General features: G+C 66.9%; 12 protein-coding genes. 3 read left to right on the forward strand and 9 right to left on the reverse strand.

Annotation, left to right across the window (positions count from 1 at the left end):
- Positions 1-46: 46 nt before the first annotated feature.
- A complete protein-coding gene (locus OEJ36_RS27645; protein ID WP_263404242.1) occupies positions 47-958 on the forward strand; it encodes a glycerophosphodiester phosphodiesterase in 912 nt (303 codons plus the stop codon).
- Here OEJ36_RS27645 and OEJ36_RS27650 read toward each other — a convergent pair.
- The 9 genes from OEJ36_RS27650 to OEJ36_RS27690 form a co-directional block, all read right to left on the reverse strand.
- Positions 936-1,700: an SDR family oxidoreductase gene (locus tag OEJ36_RS27650; RefSeq protein WP_263404243.1), complete on the reverse strand. Its 765-nt coding sequence runs from the start codon at positions 1,698-1,700 to the stop codon at positions 936-938. The genes OEJ36_RS27645 and OEJ36_RS27650 overlap by 23 nt on opposite strands.
- Before the next feature lie 1,002 nt (positions 1,701-2,702).
- Positions 2,703-3,632 carry an ornithine cyclodeaminase family protein gene (locus OEJ36_RS27655; protein ID WP_263404244.1) on the reverse strand — a complete coding sequence of 310 codons (930 nt, stop codon included), beginning with the start codon at positions 3,630-3,632 and terminating at the stop codon, positions 2,703-2,705.
- A gap of 128 nt (positions 3,633-3,760) precedes the next feature.
- Positions 3,761-4,477, reverse strand: a complete 717-nt coding sequence (locus OEJ36_RS27660) for an ABC transporter ATP-binding protein (RefSeq protein ID WP_263404245.1) — start codon at positions 4,475-4,477, stop codon at positions 3,761-3,763.
- Positions 4,474-5,349 (reverse strand): ATP-binding cassette domain-containing protein, encoded by an 876-nt coding sequence (locus OEJ36_RS27665; protein ID WP_263404246.1) that lies wholly within the window; start codon positions 5,347-5,349, stop codon positions 4,474-4,476. Before OEJ36_RS27665 ends, OEJ36_RS27660 begins: the two co-directional genes overlap by 4 nt.
- A complete protein-coding gene (gene livM / locus OEJ36_RS27670; protein WP_021217200.1) occupies positions 5,346-6,632 on the reverse strand; it encodes a high-affinity branched-chain amino acid ABC transporter permease LivM in 1,287 nt (428 codons plus the stop codon). Before livM ends, OEJ36_RS27665 begins: the two co-directional genes overlap by 4 nt.
- A gap of 2 nt (positions 6,633-6,634) precedes the next feature.
- The gene (locus OEJ36_RS27675; RefSeq protein ID WP_031286958.1) at positions 6,635-7,549 is read right to left on the reverse strand and encodes an ABC transporter permease subunit; all 915 of its coding nucleotides are present in this window, start codon (positions 7,547-7,549) and stop codon (positions 6,635-6,637) included.
- A 272-nt stretch (positions 7,550-7,821) separates the two neighbouring features.
- Positions 7,822-8,943 (reverse strand): branched-chain amino acid ABC transporter substrate-binding protein, encoded by a 1,122-nt coding sequence (locus tag OEJ36_RS27680; RefSeq protein ID WP_031286957.1) that lies wholly within the window; start codon positions 8,941-8,943, stop codon positions 7,822-7,824.
- Positions 8,944-9,340: 397 nt separating this feature from the next.
- On the reverse strand, positions 9,341-10,624 hold the full coding sequence (locus OEJ36_RS27685) for an NAD(P)/FAD-dependent oxidoreductase (protein WP_263404247.1): 1,284 nt from the start codon (positions 10,622-10,624) through the stop codon (positions 9,341-9,343).
- A 29-nt stretch (positions 10,625-10,653) separates the two neighbouring features.
- The gene (locus OEJ36_RS27690) at positions 10,654-12,144 is read right to left on the reverse strand and encodes an aldehyde dehydrogenase family protein (RefSeq protein WP_317891607.1); all 1,491 of its coding nucleotides are present in this window, start codon (positions 12,142-12,144) and stop codon (positions 10,654-10,656) included.
- A 124-nt stretch (positions 12,145-12,268) separates the two neighbouring features.
- Between OEJ36_RS27690 and OEJ36_RS27695 the strand changes: the two genes are divergently transcribed.
- On the forward strand, positions 12,269-13,165 hold the full coding sequence (locus OEJ36_RS27695; RefSeq protein WP_263404248.1) for a LysR substrate-binding domain-containing protein: 897 nt from the start codon (positions 12,269-12,271) through the stop codon (positions 13,163-13,165).
- A 120-nt stretch (positions 13,166-13,285) separates the two neighbouring features.
- Entirely contained in the window at positions 13,286-14,305 is a 1,020-nt protein-coding gene (locus OEJ36_RS27700) for a DUF1338 domain-containing protein (protein WP_263404249.1), read from the forward strand.
- The last annotated feature ends 489 nt before the right edge of the window (positions 14,306-14,794 follow it).

The raw sequence follows: 14,794 nt of genomic DNA on the forward strand, positions 1-14,794 counted from the left end.
TCGCGTCTGATTCGGCACGCCCGTCCATCTTCCTCGGAATATCGCCATGCGTTTCGCCCGTTTCCTGCTCGTTCCCCTGCTGCTGGTCGCCGTCGCCATCGTGGTCCTCGCCTTGACCAGCCAACCGGCCTCGCCGCCGCCGGTGATCCAGGCCCTGGGCGATCAGCCGCTGGTGATCGCCCATCGCGGTGGCCGCGGCCTGTGGCCGGAGAACACGCTGTTCGCCTTCGAGCGCGCCGATGCGCTGGGTGTGGACATGCTGGAGATGGACGTCCGCCTGACCGCCGACGGCCAGATGGTGGTGCTGCATGACGAAGACGTGGACCGCACCACCGATGGCAGCGGCCCCATTGCCGGGCTGACCCTGGAGCGCGCGCAACAGCTGGACGCCGGCTACCACTGGACTGCCGACGGTGACGAGAACCACCCCTATCGCGGCCAGGGCATCCGCATCCCCACCTTGCAGGCGGTGCTGCAGCGCTTCCCGGACAGGGCCAAGGTCATCGAAATCAAGGTGCCCGACGTGGGCCTGGAGGACCGCCTCTGCGAGGCGCTGACCGAGGCGAAGCAGCACGACAAGGTGATAGTCGGCAGCTTCTACGAACGCAGCCTGAAACGCTTCCGCGAGCAGTGCCCGGACGTGGCCACCTCGGCCAGCCCGGGCTCGGTGAAGCTGCTACTGGCGCTGAACTGGGTGGGCCTGGGCCGCCTGCTGTCACCCTCCTACCAGGCGCTGCAGATCCCCGAGCGCGGCAGTGGCCTGGCCGTGGCCACGCCGAGCCTGCTGGCCACCGCCCTCGACCGTGGCCTCAACGTGCAGCTGTGGACCATCAACGAACAACCGGCCATGCGCCACCTGCTGGACATGGGCGCGAACGGCCTGATCACCGACTACCCGGATCGCGCCCTGCAGCTGCTCGGGCGCTCGACCCGCATCACTTCACTGAGCGATCAATAGAAAAGCCGGCCCAGGTCTGGCTCACCGGCATCAGCTCCAGGGTGTTGATGTTGATGTGTGCCGGCTGGTTCAGCACCCAGAAGATGGTCTCGGCGATGTCCTGCGGCTGGATCGGCTCGGCGCCCGCGTAGGTGGCGTCGTACTTGGCCTGGTCGCCGCCGAAGCGCACCAGGGAGAACTCGCTCTCGCACAGCCCCGGCTCGATGTCGGTGACGCGCACGCCGGTGCCCACCAGGTCGTTGCGCAGGTTCAGCGAGAACTGCCGCACGAAGGCCTTGGTGCCGCCATACACATGGCTGCCCGGGTAGGGGTAGTTGCCGGCGATGGAGCCGAGGTTGACGATGCCGGCGCCACGGCCGTGGGCGATCAGCTTCGGCAGCAGCAGGCGGGTGGTGTAGAGCAGGCCCTTGATGTTGGTGTCGACCATGGTGTCCCAGTCATCCAGGCTGCACTTGGGCGCCGGGTCGGTGCCCAGGGCCAGGCCGGCGTTGTTGATCAGGCCACGCAGTTTGCCGAAACGCTCCGGCAGGCCGCCGATGGCCGCCTCCATCGCCGCACGGTCACGCACGTCGACCACCAGCGGCAGCACCTCGACCTTCTCGCCAAGCTCCTCGGCCAGTGCCTGCAGGCGCTCCTCGCGGCGGCCGGTGATCACCAGCGACCAGCCCGCCTCGGCGAAACGGCGTGCGCAAGCCTCGCCAAAGCCGGAAGTGGCACCGGTGATGAACAGGGTGGACGTCATGGAAATCTCCTCGGATCGTTGGCCATTGGACGCATCGGACAGCGCTCGGCCGGATGGGCATGCAAGGTATCCACAGTGCCAGAAACCGGCGCCCTTCTCATAGCCCGGGCAACGCCAGCCGGACGATTGCTGCACAGCTCGGCGGAGCCCTTGCCAGGCCTGCATCAGGGCCATCCATACCCAGCTTATCCACAGCTCGATAACAGCTTGATCCACAGCGATTGGGGACAAGTCCGTGCGTAGCGCAGACACGCCCGCAGAGTTTCCAGGATTTTCTCAAACCCAGCAGCAGCGCCGCTTGCAGGCCTGCATCCGGGACAAGAGTGGCTGATTTTCGACCAGCCCGCGCCAGCCCCTGGCGATACTGGCGCCTGGCCAGGACTCCAGAGCTTGCCCACAGAGTTATCCACAGCTCGCGGGGATAACTGCAGGAGCACTTCAAGGGTCTCTGCCAAGTAACTGTTCCGCTTGAAAAAAGCATGACTGTACGAATCTCGACCAGACCGTCCGGACGACCGCCGGTCCGGCCTGGCAGCCACCTACTCACACCTTTTCCACAGTTCGCTCCACAGATTTTGTGGGTGGCCCGGCTCGGTTCACGGCGCGATGGCCGGTCTCACGTAGGGCGGGTGAAACCCGAGAAGGCCCGAGGCAGAGAGCCGTCGGGTTTCACCCGACCTACCCCGCACCGCCTACCTCGTAGGTTGGTGCCGAGCGCAGCGAGGCCCAACGGCACCATGCCCGCCCCGCACCTAACGCATTGCCCAGCACCTGTAGGGGCGAATTCATTCGCCCAGGCAGCGCGCAGTGCTGCCCCAGGAACGAAGAGCACGCCTTTGACGCGGTGCAGGCTGAGGGGGTGTTGGTGGGCTGAAGCCCACCCTACTTCGCTTCGCGAGCAGAGCTCGCTCCTACAGGGCGTATCCAGGTGTGAGGTGGTGGTGGGATCGAGCTCCGTTTGGTGGATGAAAAGAGCGCCATCCACCCTACAAAGCCCCTAGATCAGGCGCTGGCCAGCAGCATGCGTGCCGCCACCAGGTCTTCCAGGGCGTAGCCCACGGACTTGAACAGGGTGATTTCCTCGGCGTTCCGCCGGTGGCCCCGGCCGTGCAGGAGCTCGCGCAACTCGGTGCCGATCGCGTCCTCGTCGAGCAGGCCGTCGGCGATCGCGAAGAGCAGGTCGCCGGCCTCCTCCATGGCTCCCTCGCGGGTGTCGACGACGATGCGCGCGCGGGCCACGGCGGCGGAGTCGGTCTCGCGCATGCTCGGCAGGAAAGCGCCCACCAGGTCCAGGTGGGTGCCGGGGCGCAGCCAGTCGCCCAGCACCAGCGGCGAGCGCGAGGTGGTGACGCAACTGATGCAGTCGGCCTGCTGCACCAGGCTTTGCAGGTCGCCGCCGATCTGCACCGGGTAGCCCTCTTCGCGCAGGGCCGCTACCAGCCGGGCGGACTTGTCGGCGTCACGCCCCCAGATATCCACACGCCGGTAGTCGCGCACCTGGCAATGGGCGCGGACCATGTGCGTGGCCAGGGTGCCGTTGCCCACCACCAGCAGGCGCTCGGCGTCTTCGCGCACCAGGTGAGCGGCCGCCAGGGCCGAGGTACAGGCCGTGCGGCGGGCGGTGAGCTCCGAGGCTTCGAGTACGGCCAGGGGCTGGCCGGTCTCGTCATCGAACAGAGTGAACAACGCCGCCACCGACGGCAGCCCGCGTGCACCGTTGCCGGGGAACACGGTGACCAGCTTGACGCCGACGCCCTGCCCCGCCTGCCACACCGGCATGGTCAGCAGGGACGCGCCCTCCGGCAGTTCATGACAGCCCCGCATCGGCGCCGCACAAGGCTCGGCGAGGCCAACCCGCAGCGCATCGATCAGGGCGGGATAGCCGAGGGCGATGGCGACCTCGGCGTTGGTGAAGAAACGCAGATAGGACATGGGCTCCTCCGGAGCAGTGGCAAGCTACAAGCCACAAGCGGCAAGGAACGCCCCTTGCAGCTTGCGACTCGCGACGTTCGACTTGCAGCTTTTAGCTTGCGGCTTGCAGCTAGCGACCTGTCGCCCAATCAATGCCCCCCCAGATACGCGTTGCGCACTTCCTGGTTGCCGAGCAGTTCTTCACCCGTGCCGCTCATGCGGATCTCCCCGGTGACCATCACGTAGGCGCGGTCGGAGAGGCGCAGGGCGTGGTTGGCGTTCTGCTCCACCAGGAAGATGGTCATGCCGCTCTTCGCCAGTTCGCGCAGGGTCTGGAAGATCTGCTTGACCACGATGGGCGCGAGGCCCAGCGAGGGTTCGTCGAGCAGCAGCAACCGGGGCCGGCTCATCAGCGCGCGGGCGATGGCCAGCATCTGCTGCTCGCCGCCGGACATGGTCATGGCGCGCTGGTTGCGCCGTTCCTTGAGGCGCGGGAAGAGGTCGAACATGCGCTGCATGTCCTCGTCCGCGTGCTTGGCGCCAATGGGAATGGTGCCCATCAGCAGGTTCTCCTCCACGCTCATGTCGGGGAATACCCGGCGCCCTTCCGGTGACTGCGCGATGCCGTTGGAGGCCACGTAGTGCGAGGACTTGCGCGAGATATCCACACCGCCGTAGAGGATCTCCCCGGCGGCGGCGCGGGGCTGGCCGAAGATCGACATCAGCAGCGTCGACTTGCCCGCGCCGTTGGAGCCGATGAGGCTCACCGTCTCGCCTTCGTTGATGTGCAGGCTGACCTTCTTCAGCGCCTGGATGGGGCCGTAGAAGACGTCGACGTCCTTGAATGCCAGGAGGGGTGCGGTCATGCCACTTCCTCCTCGTCGGCGCCCAGGTAGGCGGCTATCACCTTCGGATCGTTGCGGATCGCCTCGGGGCCGCCCTGGGCGATCACCACGCCGTGGTCCAGCACCACGATGTGGTCGGAAATGCTCATTACCATGCCCATGTCGTGCTCGATCAGCAGTACGGTCAGTTCGTGTTCGTCGCGCAGCTTGCGGATGATCCGGCTGAGCGCCTCGGTTTCCGCCGGGTTGAGGCCGGCGGCGGGTTCGTCCAGGCAGATGATCTGCGGCCGCGTGCACATGGCGCGGGCGATCTCCAGGCGGCGTTGCTGCCCGTAGGAGAGTTCGCCGGCCAGGCGGTTGGCGCAGTCCACCAGGTCCACCACTTCCAGCCAGTAGAAGGCGTGGTTCAGCGCGTCTTCCTCGGCGCGGCGGAAGCCCGGGGTGTTGAGGATGCCGGCCAGCAGGTTGCGGTTGACCCACATGTGCTGGGCCACCAGCAGGTTTTCCACCACCGACATCTCCCGGAACAGGCGGATGTTCTGGAAGGTGCGCGCCAGGCCGGCGCGGTTCACCAGGTGGGTGCCGCCGAACATCTTGAACCAGAGGCGGCTGCCGAACTGCGCCGGGTTGATGAAGTCGGTGGCCTGGAAGGGTTCGCCCAGCACCTTGATCACGTCGGTGCTGGTACCCCGGGCGTTGAGCTTGATGCTGCCGCCGGTGGCCTTGTAGAAGCCGGTGAGGCAGTTGAACACCGTGGTCTTGCCGGCGCCGTTGGGGCCGATCAGGGCGGAAATGGAATGGCGCTTGATGTCGAGGCTGACGTCGTTGAGCGCCTTGATGCCGCCGAAGTGCATCATCAGGCGTTCGACGCTGAGGATGTTGTCGTCGCTCATGGCGCTACTCCTTTACGCGGGGTGAAGCCACTGCGGCTGATGCGGATCAGCCCGCGCGGTCGCCAGATCATCATCACCACCATGAGGATGCCGAACAGCAGCACGCGGTAGTCGGCGAAGCTGCGCAACAACTCCGGAGCGACGGTGAGGACGAAGGCGGCGATCACCACGCCCACGGTCGAGCCCATGCCGCCCAGCACTACGATGGCGAGGATCAGCGCCGACTCGAAGAAGGTGAAGGACGACGGGTTGACGAAGCCCTGGTAGCTGGCGAAGAACACCCCGGCGAGGCCGGCGGTGGAGGCCCCCAGGGTGAAGGCGGAGAGCTTCACCAGCACGTGGTTGAGGCCCAGGGAACGGCAGGCGATCTCGTCCTCGCGCAGCGCTTCCCAGGCGCGGCCGACGGGCATGCGGGTCAGGCGGTGCTTGATGTAGAGCACCAGCATCACCACCAGGAACAGCACCACGTAGATGAACAGGAACTTCAGGTTGGGGTTGTATGCGATGCCGAAGAACTCATGGAAAGGCACGCCCCCGTCCTTGGCGCGACGGCCGAATTCCAGGCCGAGGAAGGTCGGCGAGGGCACCGGCATGCCGTTGGGACCGCCGGTGAAGTTCAGCCAGTTGTTGAGCACCAGGCGAATGATCTCGCCGAAGCCCAGGGTGACGATGGCCAGGTAGTCGCCGTGCATGCGCAGCACCGGGAAGCCCAGCAGGCAACCCGCCAGCGCGGCAGCCAGGGCCGACAGCGGCAGCACCGTCCAGAAGCCCAGCCCCAGGTACTGGTAGCCGAGCGCCAGGCCATAGGCGCCGATGGCGTAGAAGGCCACGTAGCCCAGGTCGAGCAGGCCGGCGAGGCCCACCACGATGTTCAACCCCAGGCCCAGCAGCACGTAGATCAGCCCGAGGATGACCACCGCCAGCAGGTACTTGCTGGCGAAGAACGGGAAGATCACCGCCGCAACCAGGATCAGCGGCAGCACCCAGCGCAGGTTGCTCTTGAAGTCCGGCGAGCGCACATGGACGCCGGAGCCGGCGCTTTCGAAGCGCTCCAGCAACGCGGAGCCACCGGCGCTCTGCAGGTACAGGCTGAGCAGGAAGCGGCCGAGCATGACGATGCCGATCATCCAGCCGACACGGCCGAACTCCAGGTTGAAGCTGTAGCCGTCGAGCACCACGCCGACGATGGGGCCGAAGACGATGAGCGCCAGCAGCCCGGCGAGCACCGCATCGACGATGCACTTCTTGATATCGATGGGTTTTCTAGCGATGGCAGAGGACATGCTTACACCTTGGCGACATGCGGGCGGCCGAGCAGGCCCTGGGGACGGAAGATCAGGATCAGCACCAGCAGGGAGAAGCTGAACACGTCCTTGTAGTCGGTGTTGACCATGCCGGAGAACTGCGCCTCGGCGATGCCGAGGATGATCCCGCCGAGCATCGCGCCGGGCAGCGAGCCGATGCCACCGAGCACCGCGGCGGTGAAGGCCTTGATGCCGATGATGAAGCCGGCATAGAAGTCGAAGGTGCCGTAGTTCATGGTGATCAGCACGCCGGCCAGCGCGGCCATGGCGGCGCCGATGACGAACACGTAGGAGATCACCCGGTCGGTGTTGATGCCGAGGATCGAGGCCATCTTGCGATCCTGCTGGGTGGCGCGGCACATGCGGCCGAGCTTGGTGCGCTGGATCACATAGGTCAGCACGCCCATGCCGAGGAAGGCGGCCACCAGGATGAACACCTTGGTGTAGGTGAGCTGGACGAAGCCGTCACCGACATGGAACTTCAATGCGCCGTCGAGCAGCGTGGGCACGCCCTGCTGGCGGGCGCCCTGGCTGATCTGCACGTAGTTCTGCAGGATCAGCGACATGCCGATGGCGGAGATCAGGGGAGCCAGGCGCGTGGAGTTGCGCAGGGGCTTGTAGGCGATGCGTTCGATCACGAAGCCGTATACGCCGGTCACCGTGATGGTGAACAGCAAGGTGCCGAGGATCAGCAGCGGGAAGGATTCGAGCCCGAAGAACGCCAGCAGCGCCAGGGTGATGGCAGAGAGGTAGGCGGAGATCATGTACACCTCGCCATGGGCGAAGTTGATCATGCCGATGATGCCGTAAACCATGGTGTAGCCGATGGCGATCAGGCCGTAGACAGACCCGAGGGTCAGGCCGTTGATCAGCTGTTGCAGGAAGATACCGTCCATCATTCAGTCTCGTCTTCTGGGGGACCGGCCTGGGGTTCGGCCAGCCTCCGCGAGTGGAATCAGACGGGTACCACTGAACTGGATCACTGGATTACGTCGGCAGTCATCTGCGCGGCACAAGCAGGGAGAGGTTTCAGCAGCCACCCGGAATACACCGGCTGGCCGGGCGCGTGTGGCGCCTGGTCAGCCGGCCGAGCCAGTACAGCAAACGCAAGACCCGGGCTGCGCGAGCCGGAGCGAGTGGCCCCGGCCGACGCGCAGCCAGGCCCGGTTTACTGCTGGTGGTACTTGCCTTGCTCATCCCACTCGTAGATCACGTAGTCGGAGACCTTCAGGTCGCCCTTGCCGTCCCACTCCTTCTTGCCCATCACGGTTTGCACCGGGTTCGCCTTCAGCCATTCGCTGGCCTTGGCGCCTTCGTTGGCACCGGCGCCGTTGAAGGCGGCAGCCAGGGCCTGCAGGGAGGCATAGGCGTACAGGGTGTAGCCCTCCGGCTCGAAGCCGCCGGCACGGAATTTCTCGATCACGGCCTTGCCGTCGGCGATCTTGCGGGGGTCGGCGCCGAAGGTCATCAGCACGCCCTTGGTGTACTGCGGGCCGCCGGCAGTGGTGACCAGTTCGTCGGTGACGATGCCGTCGCCGGAGAGGAACTTGGCGGTCAGGCCCTGCTCGCGCATCTGCCGGACCAGCGGGCCGGCCTCGGGGTGCAGGCCACCGAAATAGACGACCTCGGCACCGGTAGCGCGGATCTTGGTGACCAGGGCGTTGAAGTCCTTCTCGCCACGGGTCAGGCCTTCGTACAGCACTTCCTTCACGCCGCGCTTGGCCAGTTGCGCCTTGGTGGCGTCGGCCAGGCCCTGCCCGTAGGTGTCCTTGTCGTGGATGATCGCGACCTTCTTGGCCTTGAGCACATCGACGATGTAGTCGCCGGCGACGATGCCCTGCTGGTCGTCACGGCCGCACATGCGGAACATGCCGGTCAGGCCGCGCTCGGTGACCTGCGGGTTGGTGGAACCGGGGGTGATGGCGATGATGCCGGCCTCGTCGTAGATCTCCGACGCCGGGATAGTGGAGGAGGAGCAGAAGTGACCGACCACGCCGATGGCCTTGTCCTGGTCCACCAGGCGGTTGGCCACGGCCACGGCCTGCTTGGGTTCGCAGGCATCGTCCGCCTTGACCAGCTTGATCTTCTCGCCGTTGACCCCACCGGCGGCGTTGATGTCCTCGGCGGCCTGGCTCGCGCCGCGCCAGTACTGCTCACCGAAGGAGGCGTTGGCGCCGGTGTGAGGACCGGCAACGCCGATGACCACGTCAGCGAAAGCAAGGTTGGACAAGCTCAGAACACTGGTAACCGCAACAGCCAAAATACCTTTCTTGAAAGTCTTGTGAGGCATGGGAGTTTTGCTCCTGAGGGGTTATGTGATGGCGCGATACTCGAACTAGCTGGAAGTTCCTCAACTAACAGGAAGTTCTTTGAGCAAGCGTCGTGCCACTCGTTTTTTGTTGTAGGAAAAAACCCTGGGCAGCCCGCCCACCCCCTCTGAAATGCGGAGCGGCGCGCACGTGCAACCCGGCAAAATCATTCGGTGCAACTTGGCGCAACCCGACGCAAGGCCGGGCTCGCAAAGGAATAGCAACCCACTGCGCGAAAAGCGCAACCTGCCGTAACCGTCACTGTCACCGAAGTGCACACCGCTGGTGCGCGGCAAGCGCGCTGACGCACCAATACAGGCTAGTGCATGGCGGCCGGGACAGCCGCTCCACGTCGATGCAGTGTGAAGAAAACCCGTTTCAGATCACCACGCGCAGGCACTGGCCCGCGTGGTACAGCGAGAAGCCGAGTTCGTAGAGCCCGCTGCGCAGCGCCGGTGCGCCGACATCGCGCATCGGCTGGAAGGGCATGGGCAGCGAGGCGGCGGAGCCGCTGCTGAGGAAGTCGGCGAACGCCTGGCCGACCACGGTGCCGGTGGTCACGCCACGGCCGTTGTAACCGGTCACCGCCACCAGGCCCGGCGCCGGCTCGAACAGGCGCATCAGGTGGTCGGGGGTGAAGGCGATGCAGCCGGTCCAGCTGAAGTCCCACTGCACCTTGCCCAGGTAGGGGAAGTAATGGCCCTGGATGCGGTCGGCCCAGGCCTGGAGGAACCACAAGGGCTTGCGCGCTCCGTTGCCCAGGCTGCCCAGCAGCAGGCGGCCGTCGGCGTCGCGGCGGATGCTGCTGAGCACCTGGCGCGTATCCCAGGAGCCCTGTCCGCCCGGCAGGATGCGCGCCGCCGCCTCGCCCGGCAGGGGCTGGGAGGCGACCTGGTAGTAGTAACCGGGGAAGAAGTTGCGGCGCAGCTCGGTCCACTCGCCTTCGGTGTAGGCGTTGGAGGCGATCACCACCTGCGGGGCGATCACGCTGCCGTGTTCGGTAACCACACACCAGGCATCGCCCTGGCGCTCCAGGCGGGACACGGCGCTGTGCTGGAACAGCGAGCCGCCCAGGTAGCGCACCGCCTGGGCCAGGCCGCGGGTGTAGGCCATGGGGTTGAGGGTGCCGGCACGACGGTCGAGCAGCGCGGCGGCGATGCGCTCGGTGCCGGTGGCATCGCGGCAGGCCTGGCCGGTGAGCAGTTCCACCGGCGCGCCACGGCGCTGCCATTGCTCGCAGCGGCTGGCGAGGTCGGCCTGGCCCCGGGCGTTGTGGGCCATGTGCAGGGTGCCTTCGCGGCGCAACTGGCACTCGATGCCGTACTTCTCGATCACCGCGAACACCTTCGCCGGCGCGCCGCCCAGGGTGCGGTTGAGCTGGGCGCCGACCTGTTCGCCCAGGCCCGCTTCGATCTCGTCCGGCGGAATCCACAGCCCGGCGTTGACCAGCCCGACGTTGCGCCCCGAGCCGCCGTGGCCCACCTCATGGGCCTCCAGCACGCAGACCCGCTTGCCCTGTTCCAGCAGGCGGATGGCGGCGTTGAGCCCGGTGATGCCGCCGCCGATGACGCAGACATCGGCGCGAACCTCGCCGTTCAGCGTCTCGGTCTTCGGCAGCGCCGGCGTCAGATACTCCCAGAGGCACTCCTGGCGCAGGGGCATGGACGGCATTCCTTAGGGCGGCGGCCCGGTCAGTCGAAGGTGATGCCCTGGGCCAGCGGCAGTTCGTGGGAGTAGTTCACCGTGGCGGTCTGCCGGCGCATGTAGGCCTTCCAGGAGTCCGAGCCGGACTCGCGCCCGCCACCGGTTTCCTTCTCGCCACCGAAGGCGCCACCGATCTCCGCGCCGCTGGGGCCGATGTTGACGTTGGCGATGCCGCAGTCGCTGCCCACCGCCGAGGTGAACAGCTCGGCCTCGCGCACATCGGTGGTGAACAGGCAGGACGACAGGCCCTGGGGCACTTCGTTGTTGAGGTGCAGCGCATCGTCGAAATCGCGGTAGCCGACCACGTAGAGGATCGGCGCGAAGGTCTCGTGGCGCACCACCGCGCTCTGCCCGGGCATCTGCACGATGGCCGGCGAGACGTAATAGGCGTCGGGGAATTCGCCGGCCAGTTGACGCTCGCCGCCGAACACCTCGCCCCCCTCGGCGCGGGCCTGTTCCAGGGCGCGCTGCATGGCGTCGAAACCGGCCTTGTCGATCAGCGGGCCGATCAGGTTGCCCTGCAGCGGGTGGCCGATGCGCACCTTGGCGTAGGCGGCCTGCAGGCGGCGAACGATTTCGTCGCGCACCGACTCGTGGGCGATCAGCCGGCGCAGGGTGGTGCAGCGCTGGCCGGCGGTGCCGACGGCGCTGAAGAGGATCGCCCGCACCGCCAGGTCGAGGTCGGCGCTGGGGGCCAGGATCATGGCGTTGTTGCCGCCCAGCTCAAGGATGCTGCGGGCGAAACGGGCGGCCACGCGCGGCGCCACTTCGCGGCCCATGCGGGTGCTGCCGGTGGCGCTGACCAGGGCCACGCGGGGGTCGTCCACCAGCGCCTCGCCGGCTTCGCGATCACCGATCAGCACCTGGCTGAGGTGCGCAGGGGCACCGTCAAACTGCTTCGCCACGCGCTCGAACAGCGCCTGGCAGGCCAGGGCGGTGAGCGGGGTCTTCTCCGAGGGTTTCCACAGCACCGGGTTGCCACAGACCAGCGCCAGGGCGGCGTTCCACGACCAGACCGCGACGGGGAAGTTGAAGGCGCTGATGATGCCCACCACGCCCAGGGGCTGCCAGGTCTCGCGCATGTGGTGGCCGGGGCGCTCGGAGGCGATGGTCAGGCCGTAGAGCTGGCGCGACAGGCCGACGGCGAAGTCGCAGATGTCGATCATTTCCTGCACTTCGCCCAGGCCTTCCTGGGTGATCTTGCCGGCTTCCCAGGACACCAGCTCGCCGAGGGCGGCCTTGTGCTCGCGCAGCACTTCGCCGAACTGGCGGATCAGCTCGCCACGGCGCGGTGCCGGCACCTTGCGCCAGGCCTGGAAGGCGTCGGCGGCGAGGGCGATCTTACCCTCGACCTCGGCGCGGCCCTCCAGCTGCACGCGGGCGATGCGGCTGCCGTCGATGGGGGTGTGCACGGCGTGGTCGCCTTGTTGGTAGAGCTTCGGGTCGACGCCTAGGCGGTCTAGCAATGCAGCAACCATTGGAACTCCTGGAAAGCGCTTCGGAAAAAGGTCGGCGCCAGTATTAGCTGCACGGGGGGCTTGCCAACAAACGACCTTTGCTCCACATATCATTCCTTTTGCTCATGAACCCGGCGGCCCCACCATGCTCAAGCGCCACATGCCTTCCCTCACCGCCCTGCAGTGCTTCGAAGCGGTGGCGCGCCACCTCAGCTTCACCCGCGCCTCGGAGGAACTGGCCCTGACCCAGAGCGCGGTAAGCAAGCAGGTGGCGCAGCTGGAGGAGATGCTCCAGCACCTGCTTTTCCGCCGCGTGCGCCGACGCCTGCAACTGACCCCGGCGGGCTCGCTGTACCTCTCCGAGGTGCGCAAGATCCTCACCCAGGTGGAGATGTCGACCCACTACATGCTGTCCTACGGCGGCGAGACCGAAGTGCTGCGCGTGGCCACCCCGCCCACCTTCGGCGCACGCTGGCTGATCCCCCGGCTCAAGGGCTGGCGCCTGCGCCACCCCAATATCCACCTGGACGTGCGCAACGAGCTGGAGCCGGATGCCCTGCTCCAGGGCCGCGCCGACGTGGCGCTGTTCTTCGGCCAGGGCGCACTGCCGGGGGCCGAGTGCATCCGCCTGTTCAGCGAGGAAGTGGTACCGGTCTGCGCGCCATCGGCCCTGCCCGCCGAGCCCTTCACCGACCCCGCCCAGCTCACCACCCTGGTGCTGCTGCAGAACGCCACCCGCCCGGAAGCCTGGCACGAGTGGTTCCAGAGCCAGGGCCGGCACACCGAGCACAGCTACCACGGGCCACGCTTCGACACCTCCTACATGTGCATCCGCGCGGCCCAGGCCGGCTGCGGCGTGGCGCTGCTGCCACGCTTCCTGGTGGAAGAGGAGCTGGACGAGGGCAAGCTGGTGATCCCCTGGGACCACGCCATGCCAAGCCGCAACGCCTATTACCTGGCTTACCCCGAGCACGCCGCCGAAGTGCCCAAGGTGCGCGACTTCGTGCGCTGGATGCTGGAGCAGCTGGATAACGAGGTCTAGGTAACCCCTGCCGCTCATTCAGGAAAAAACGGAATGAACCCGCCGGATTTTTTCGTTTGCCCCGCGCCCGCCCGGCTGCTTGGATAGCAGGCCTGTACAGCCACCCCCGAGCCCGTGCCGATGAACACCCGTGAACGCCTCCTGCCCCTGGTCGCCCATGTGCTCGGCGAGCCCGCCGCCCGCTGGGTCGACGCCCACGTCGAAGTGCCCGCCGCCCTGGACGGCTTCGCCTTCGAGGAGGCGCGCATCCACCGCGCCTGGCTGGCCGAGGCGCTTAATCTCTGCCTGTTCCACAAGCTGGTGGAGGCGGTGCCCATCGGCCGCACCTATGTCGAGGAACAACTGGCCGCCGGCCGCCAGGTGCTGTTCGATCACGGTGCCATCCGCACCGTGGACTGGCCCGACAACGGCGCCCTGCCCCGGGGCCGCCAGGCCTTCGTGCGCATCCTCGAGCCCCTGGGCTTCACCGACGTGCGCACCTACCCGCTGACCCGCCTGAACATGACCGGCTACGCCTACCGGCAACTGGACCTGCCCGAGGACATCGCCCAGTTCTTCGTCTCCGAGCTGCACCCGGGGCGCTTTGGCGAAGCCTTCCAGTTGGCGGTGAGCCGCGTGGTGGGCAGCAGCCGCGACCCGCTGCAGCCCCGCCACCTGGCGACCCTGGACCAGCTCTGGCGCACCCGCCACTGCAGCCGCGAGCAGGCCCTCGACCTGTTGCCAGCGCTGTTCGACGCCTTTGGCTGCCAGCACGACGCGCCCCTGGAAAGCGACTACGAGCTGCTGCGCGAGGAAAGCGCCGAGATGGCCTGGATCGCCACCGAGGGCAACATGTTCAACCACCTCACCGACCGCGTCGCCGACCTGGAACAGGTGGTCGCCGGGCAGAACGCCAAGGGCCGGCCGATGAAGGCCAGCATCGAGGTCTCCAGCTCCGGCCGGGTGATGCAGACCGCCTACCGCGCGGTGCAGGTGGAGCGCGAATTCATCGACGCGGCCGGCGCCACAGTGCAGCGCCAGGTGCCCGGTTCCTTCGTCGAATTCATCCAGCGCAAGGTCGACGAGGACAACGGCCGCATCGACCTCGCCTTCGACAGCAGCAACGCCCAGGGAATCTTCAAGATGACGGCGGGAGCCTAGCAGGGCCTCCCGGCCCAGGCAGGGTGGAGTCGCTTCACCTCCACCAAGCGAACTCGCCCCGGATACAGACTGTGGGGCGCATTCATTGGCTCTGTCTGCGTTAGCTGTTGTGGTTTTAATGCAGGCGCTCAAGCACGGCCATTTCCGGGCGCCCAAGGGTTTGTGCTACCTCCACCGCATGGGTTTCGCTCCGCTCGCGGAACGCCGCCCGACCCATCCTACGAAAGCCGCCGTCACGTGCGCGCTGGGTCGGTGCGCACATCAATGTGAGGATTCGAGCGAAGAAAGTTGGAGCAGCCGCCAACGCCCCTCCAGGAGGCCGAACGCAGTCGTTGCGCCGGGGGACGAGCGGCATGGATGCCGCGAGAGGCGCGCCAGGCCATGGATGGCCCATCGCGCCGGCCCCCAGAGCGGCGATGGAGTGAGGGAACCCTGGCGAAGCCGGGGCCGGATGATGGGGCAAGCGTTTTTGGTTCCTTTTTTGGCGAC

The sequence above is a fragment of the Pseudomonas sp. PDM13 genome, from assembly GCF_025685765.1.
Classification (GTDB): domain Bacteria; phylum Pseudomonadota; class Gammaproteobacteria; order Pseudomonadales; family Pseudomonadaceae; genus Metapseudomonas; species Metapseudomonas solani.

Bases quoted from the DNA above. Each gene is read 5' to 3' on its own strand.
- OEJ36_RS27645 (WP_263404242.1), top strand. From the start codon at position 47: ATGCGTTTCGCCCGTTTCCTGCTCGTTCCCCTGCTGCTGGTCGCCGTC.
- OEJ36_RS27650 (WP_263404243.1), bottom strand. From the start codon at position 1,700: ATGACGTCCACCCTGTTCATCACCGGTGCCACTTCCGGCTTTGGCGAG.
- OEJ36_RS27655 (WP_263404244.1), bottom strand. From the start codon at position 3,632: ATGTCCTATCTGCGTTTCTTCACCAACGCCGAGGTCGCCATCGCCCTC.
- OEJ36_RS27660 (WP_263404245.1), bottom strand. From the start codon at position 4,477: ATGACCGCACCCCTCCTGGCATTCAAGGACGTCGACGTCTTCTACGGC.
- OEJ36_RS27665 (WP_263404246.1), bottom strand. From the start codon at position 5,349: ATGAGCGACGACAACATCCTCAGCGTCGAACGCCTGATGATGCACTTC.
- livM (WP_021217200.1), bottom strand. From the start codon at position 6,632: ATGTCCTCTGCCATCGCTAGAAAACCCATCGATATCAAGAAGTGCATC.
- OEJ36_RS27675 (WP_031286958.1), bottom strand. From the start codon at position 7,549: ATGGACGGTATCTTCCTGCAACAGCTGATCAACGGCCTGACCCTCGGG.
- OEJ36_RS27680 (WP_031286957.1), bottom strand. From the start codon at position 8,943: ATGCCTCACAAGACTTTCAAGAAAGGTATTTTGGCTGTTGCGGTTACC.
- OEJ36_RS27685 (WP_263404247.1), bottom strand. From the start codon at position 10,624: ATGCCCCTGCGCCAGGAGTGCCTCTGGGAGTATCTGACGCCGGCGCTG.
- OEJ36_RS27690 (WP_317891607.1), bottom strand. From the start codon at position 12,144: ATGGTTGCTGCATTGCTAGACCGCCTAGGCGTCGACCCGAAGCTCTAC.
- OEJ36_RS27695 (WP_263404248.1), top strand. From the start codon at position 12,269: ATGCTCAAGCGCCACATGCCTTCCCTCACCGCCCTGCAGTGCTTCGAA.
- OEJ36_RS27700 (WP_263404249.1), top strand. From the start codon at position 13,286: ATGAACACCCGTGAACGCCTCCTGCCCCTGGTCGCCCATGTGCTCGGC.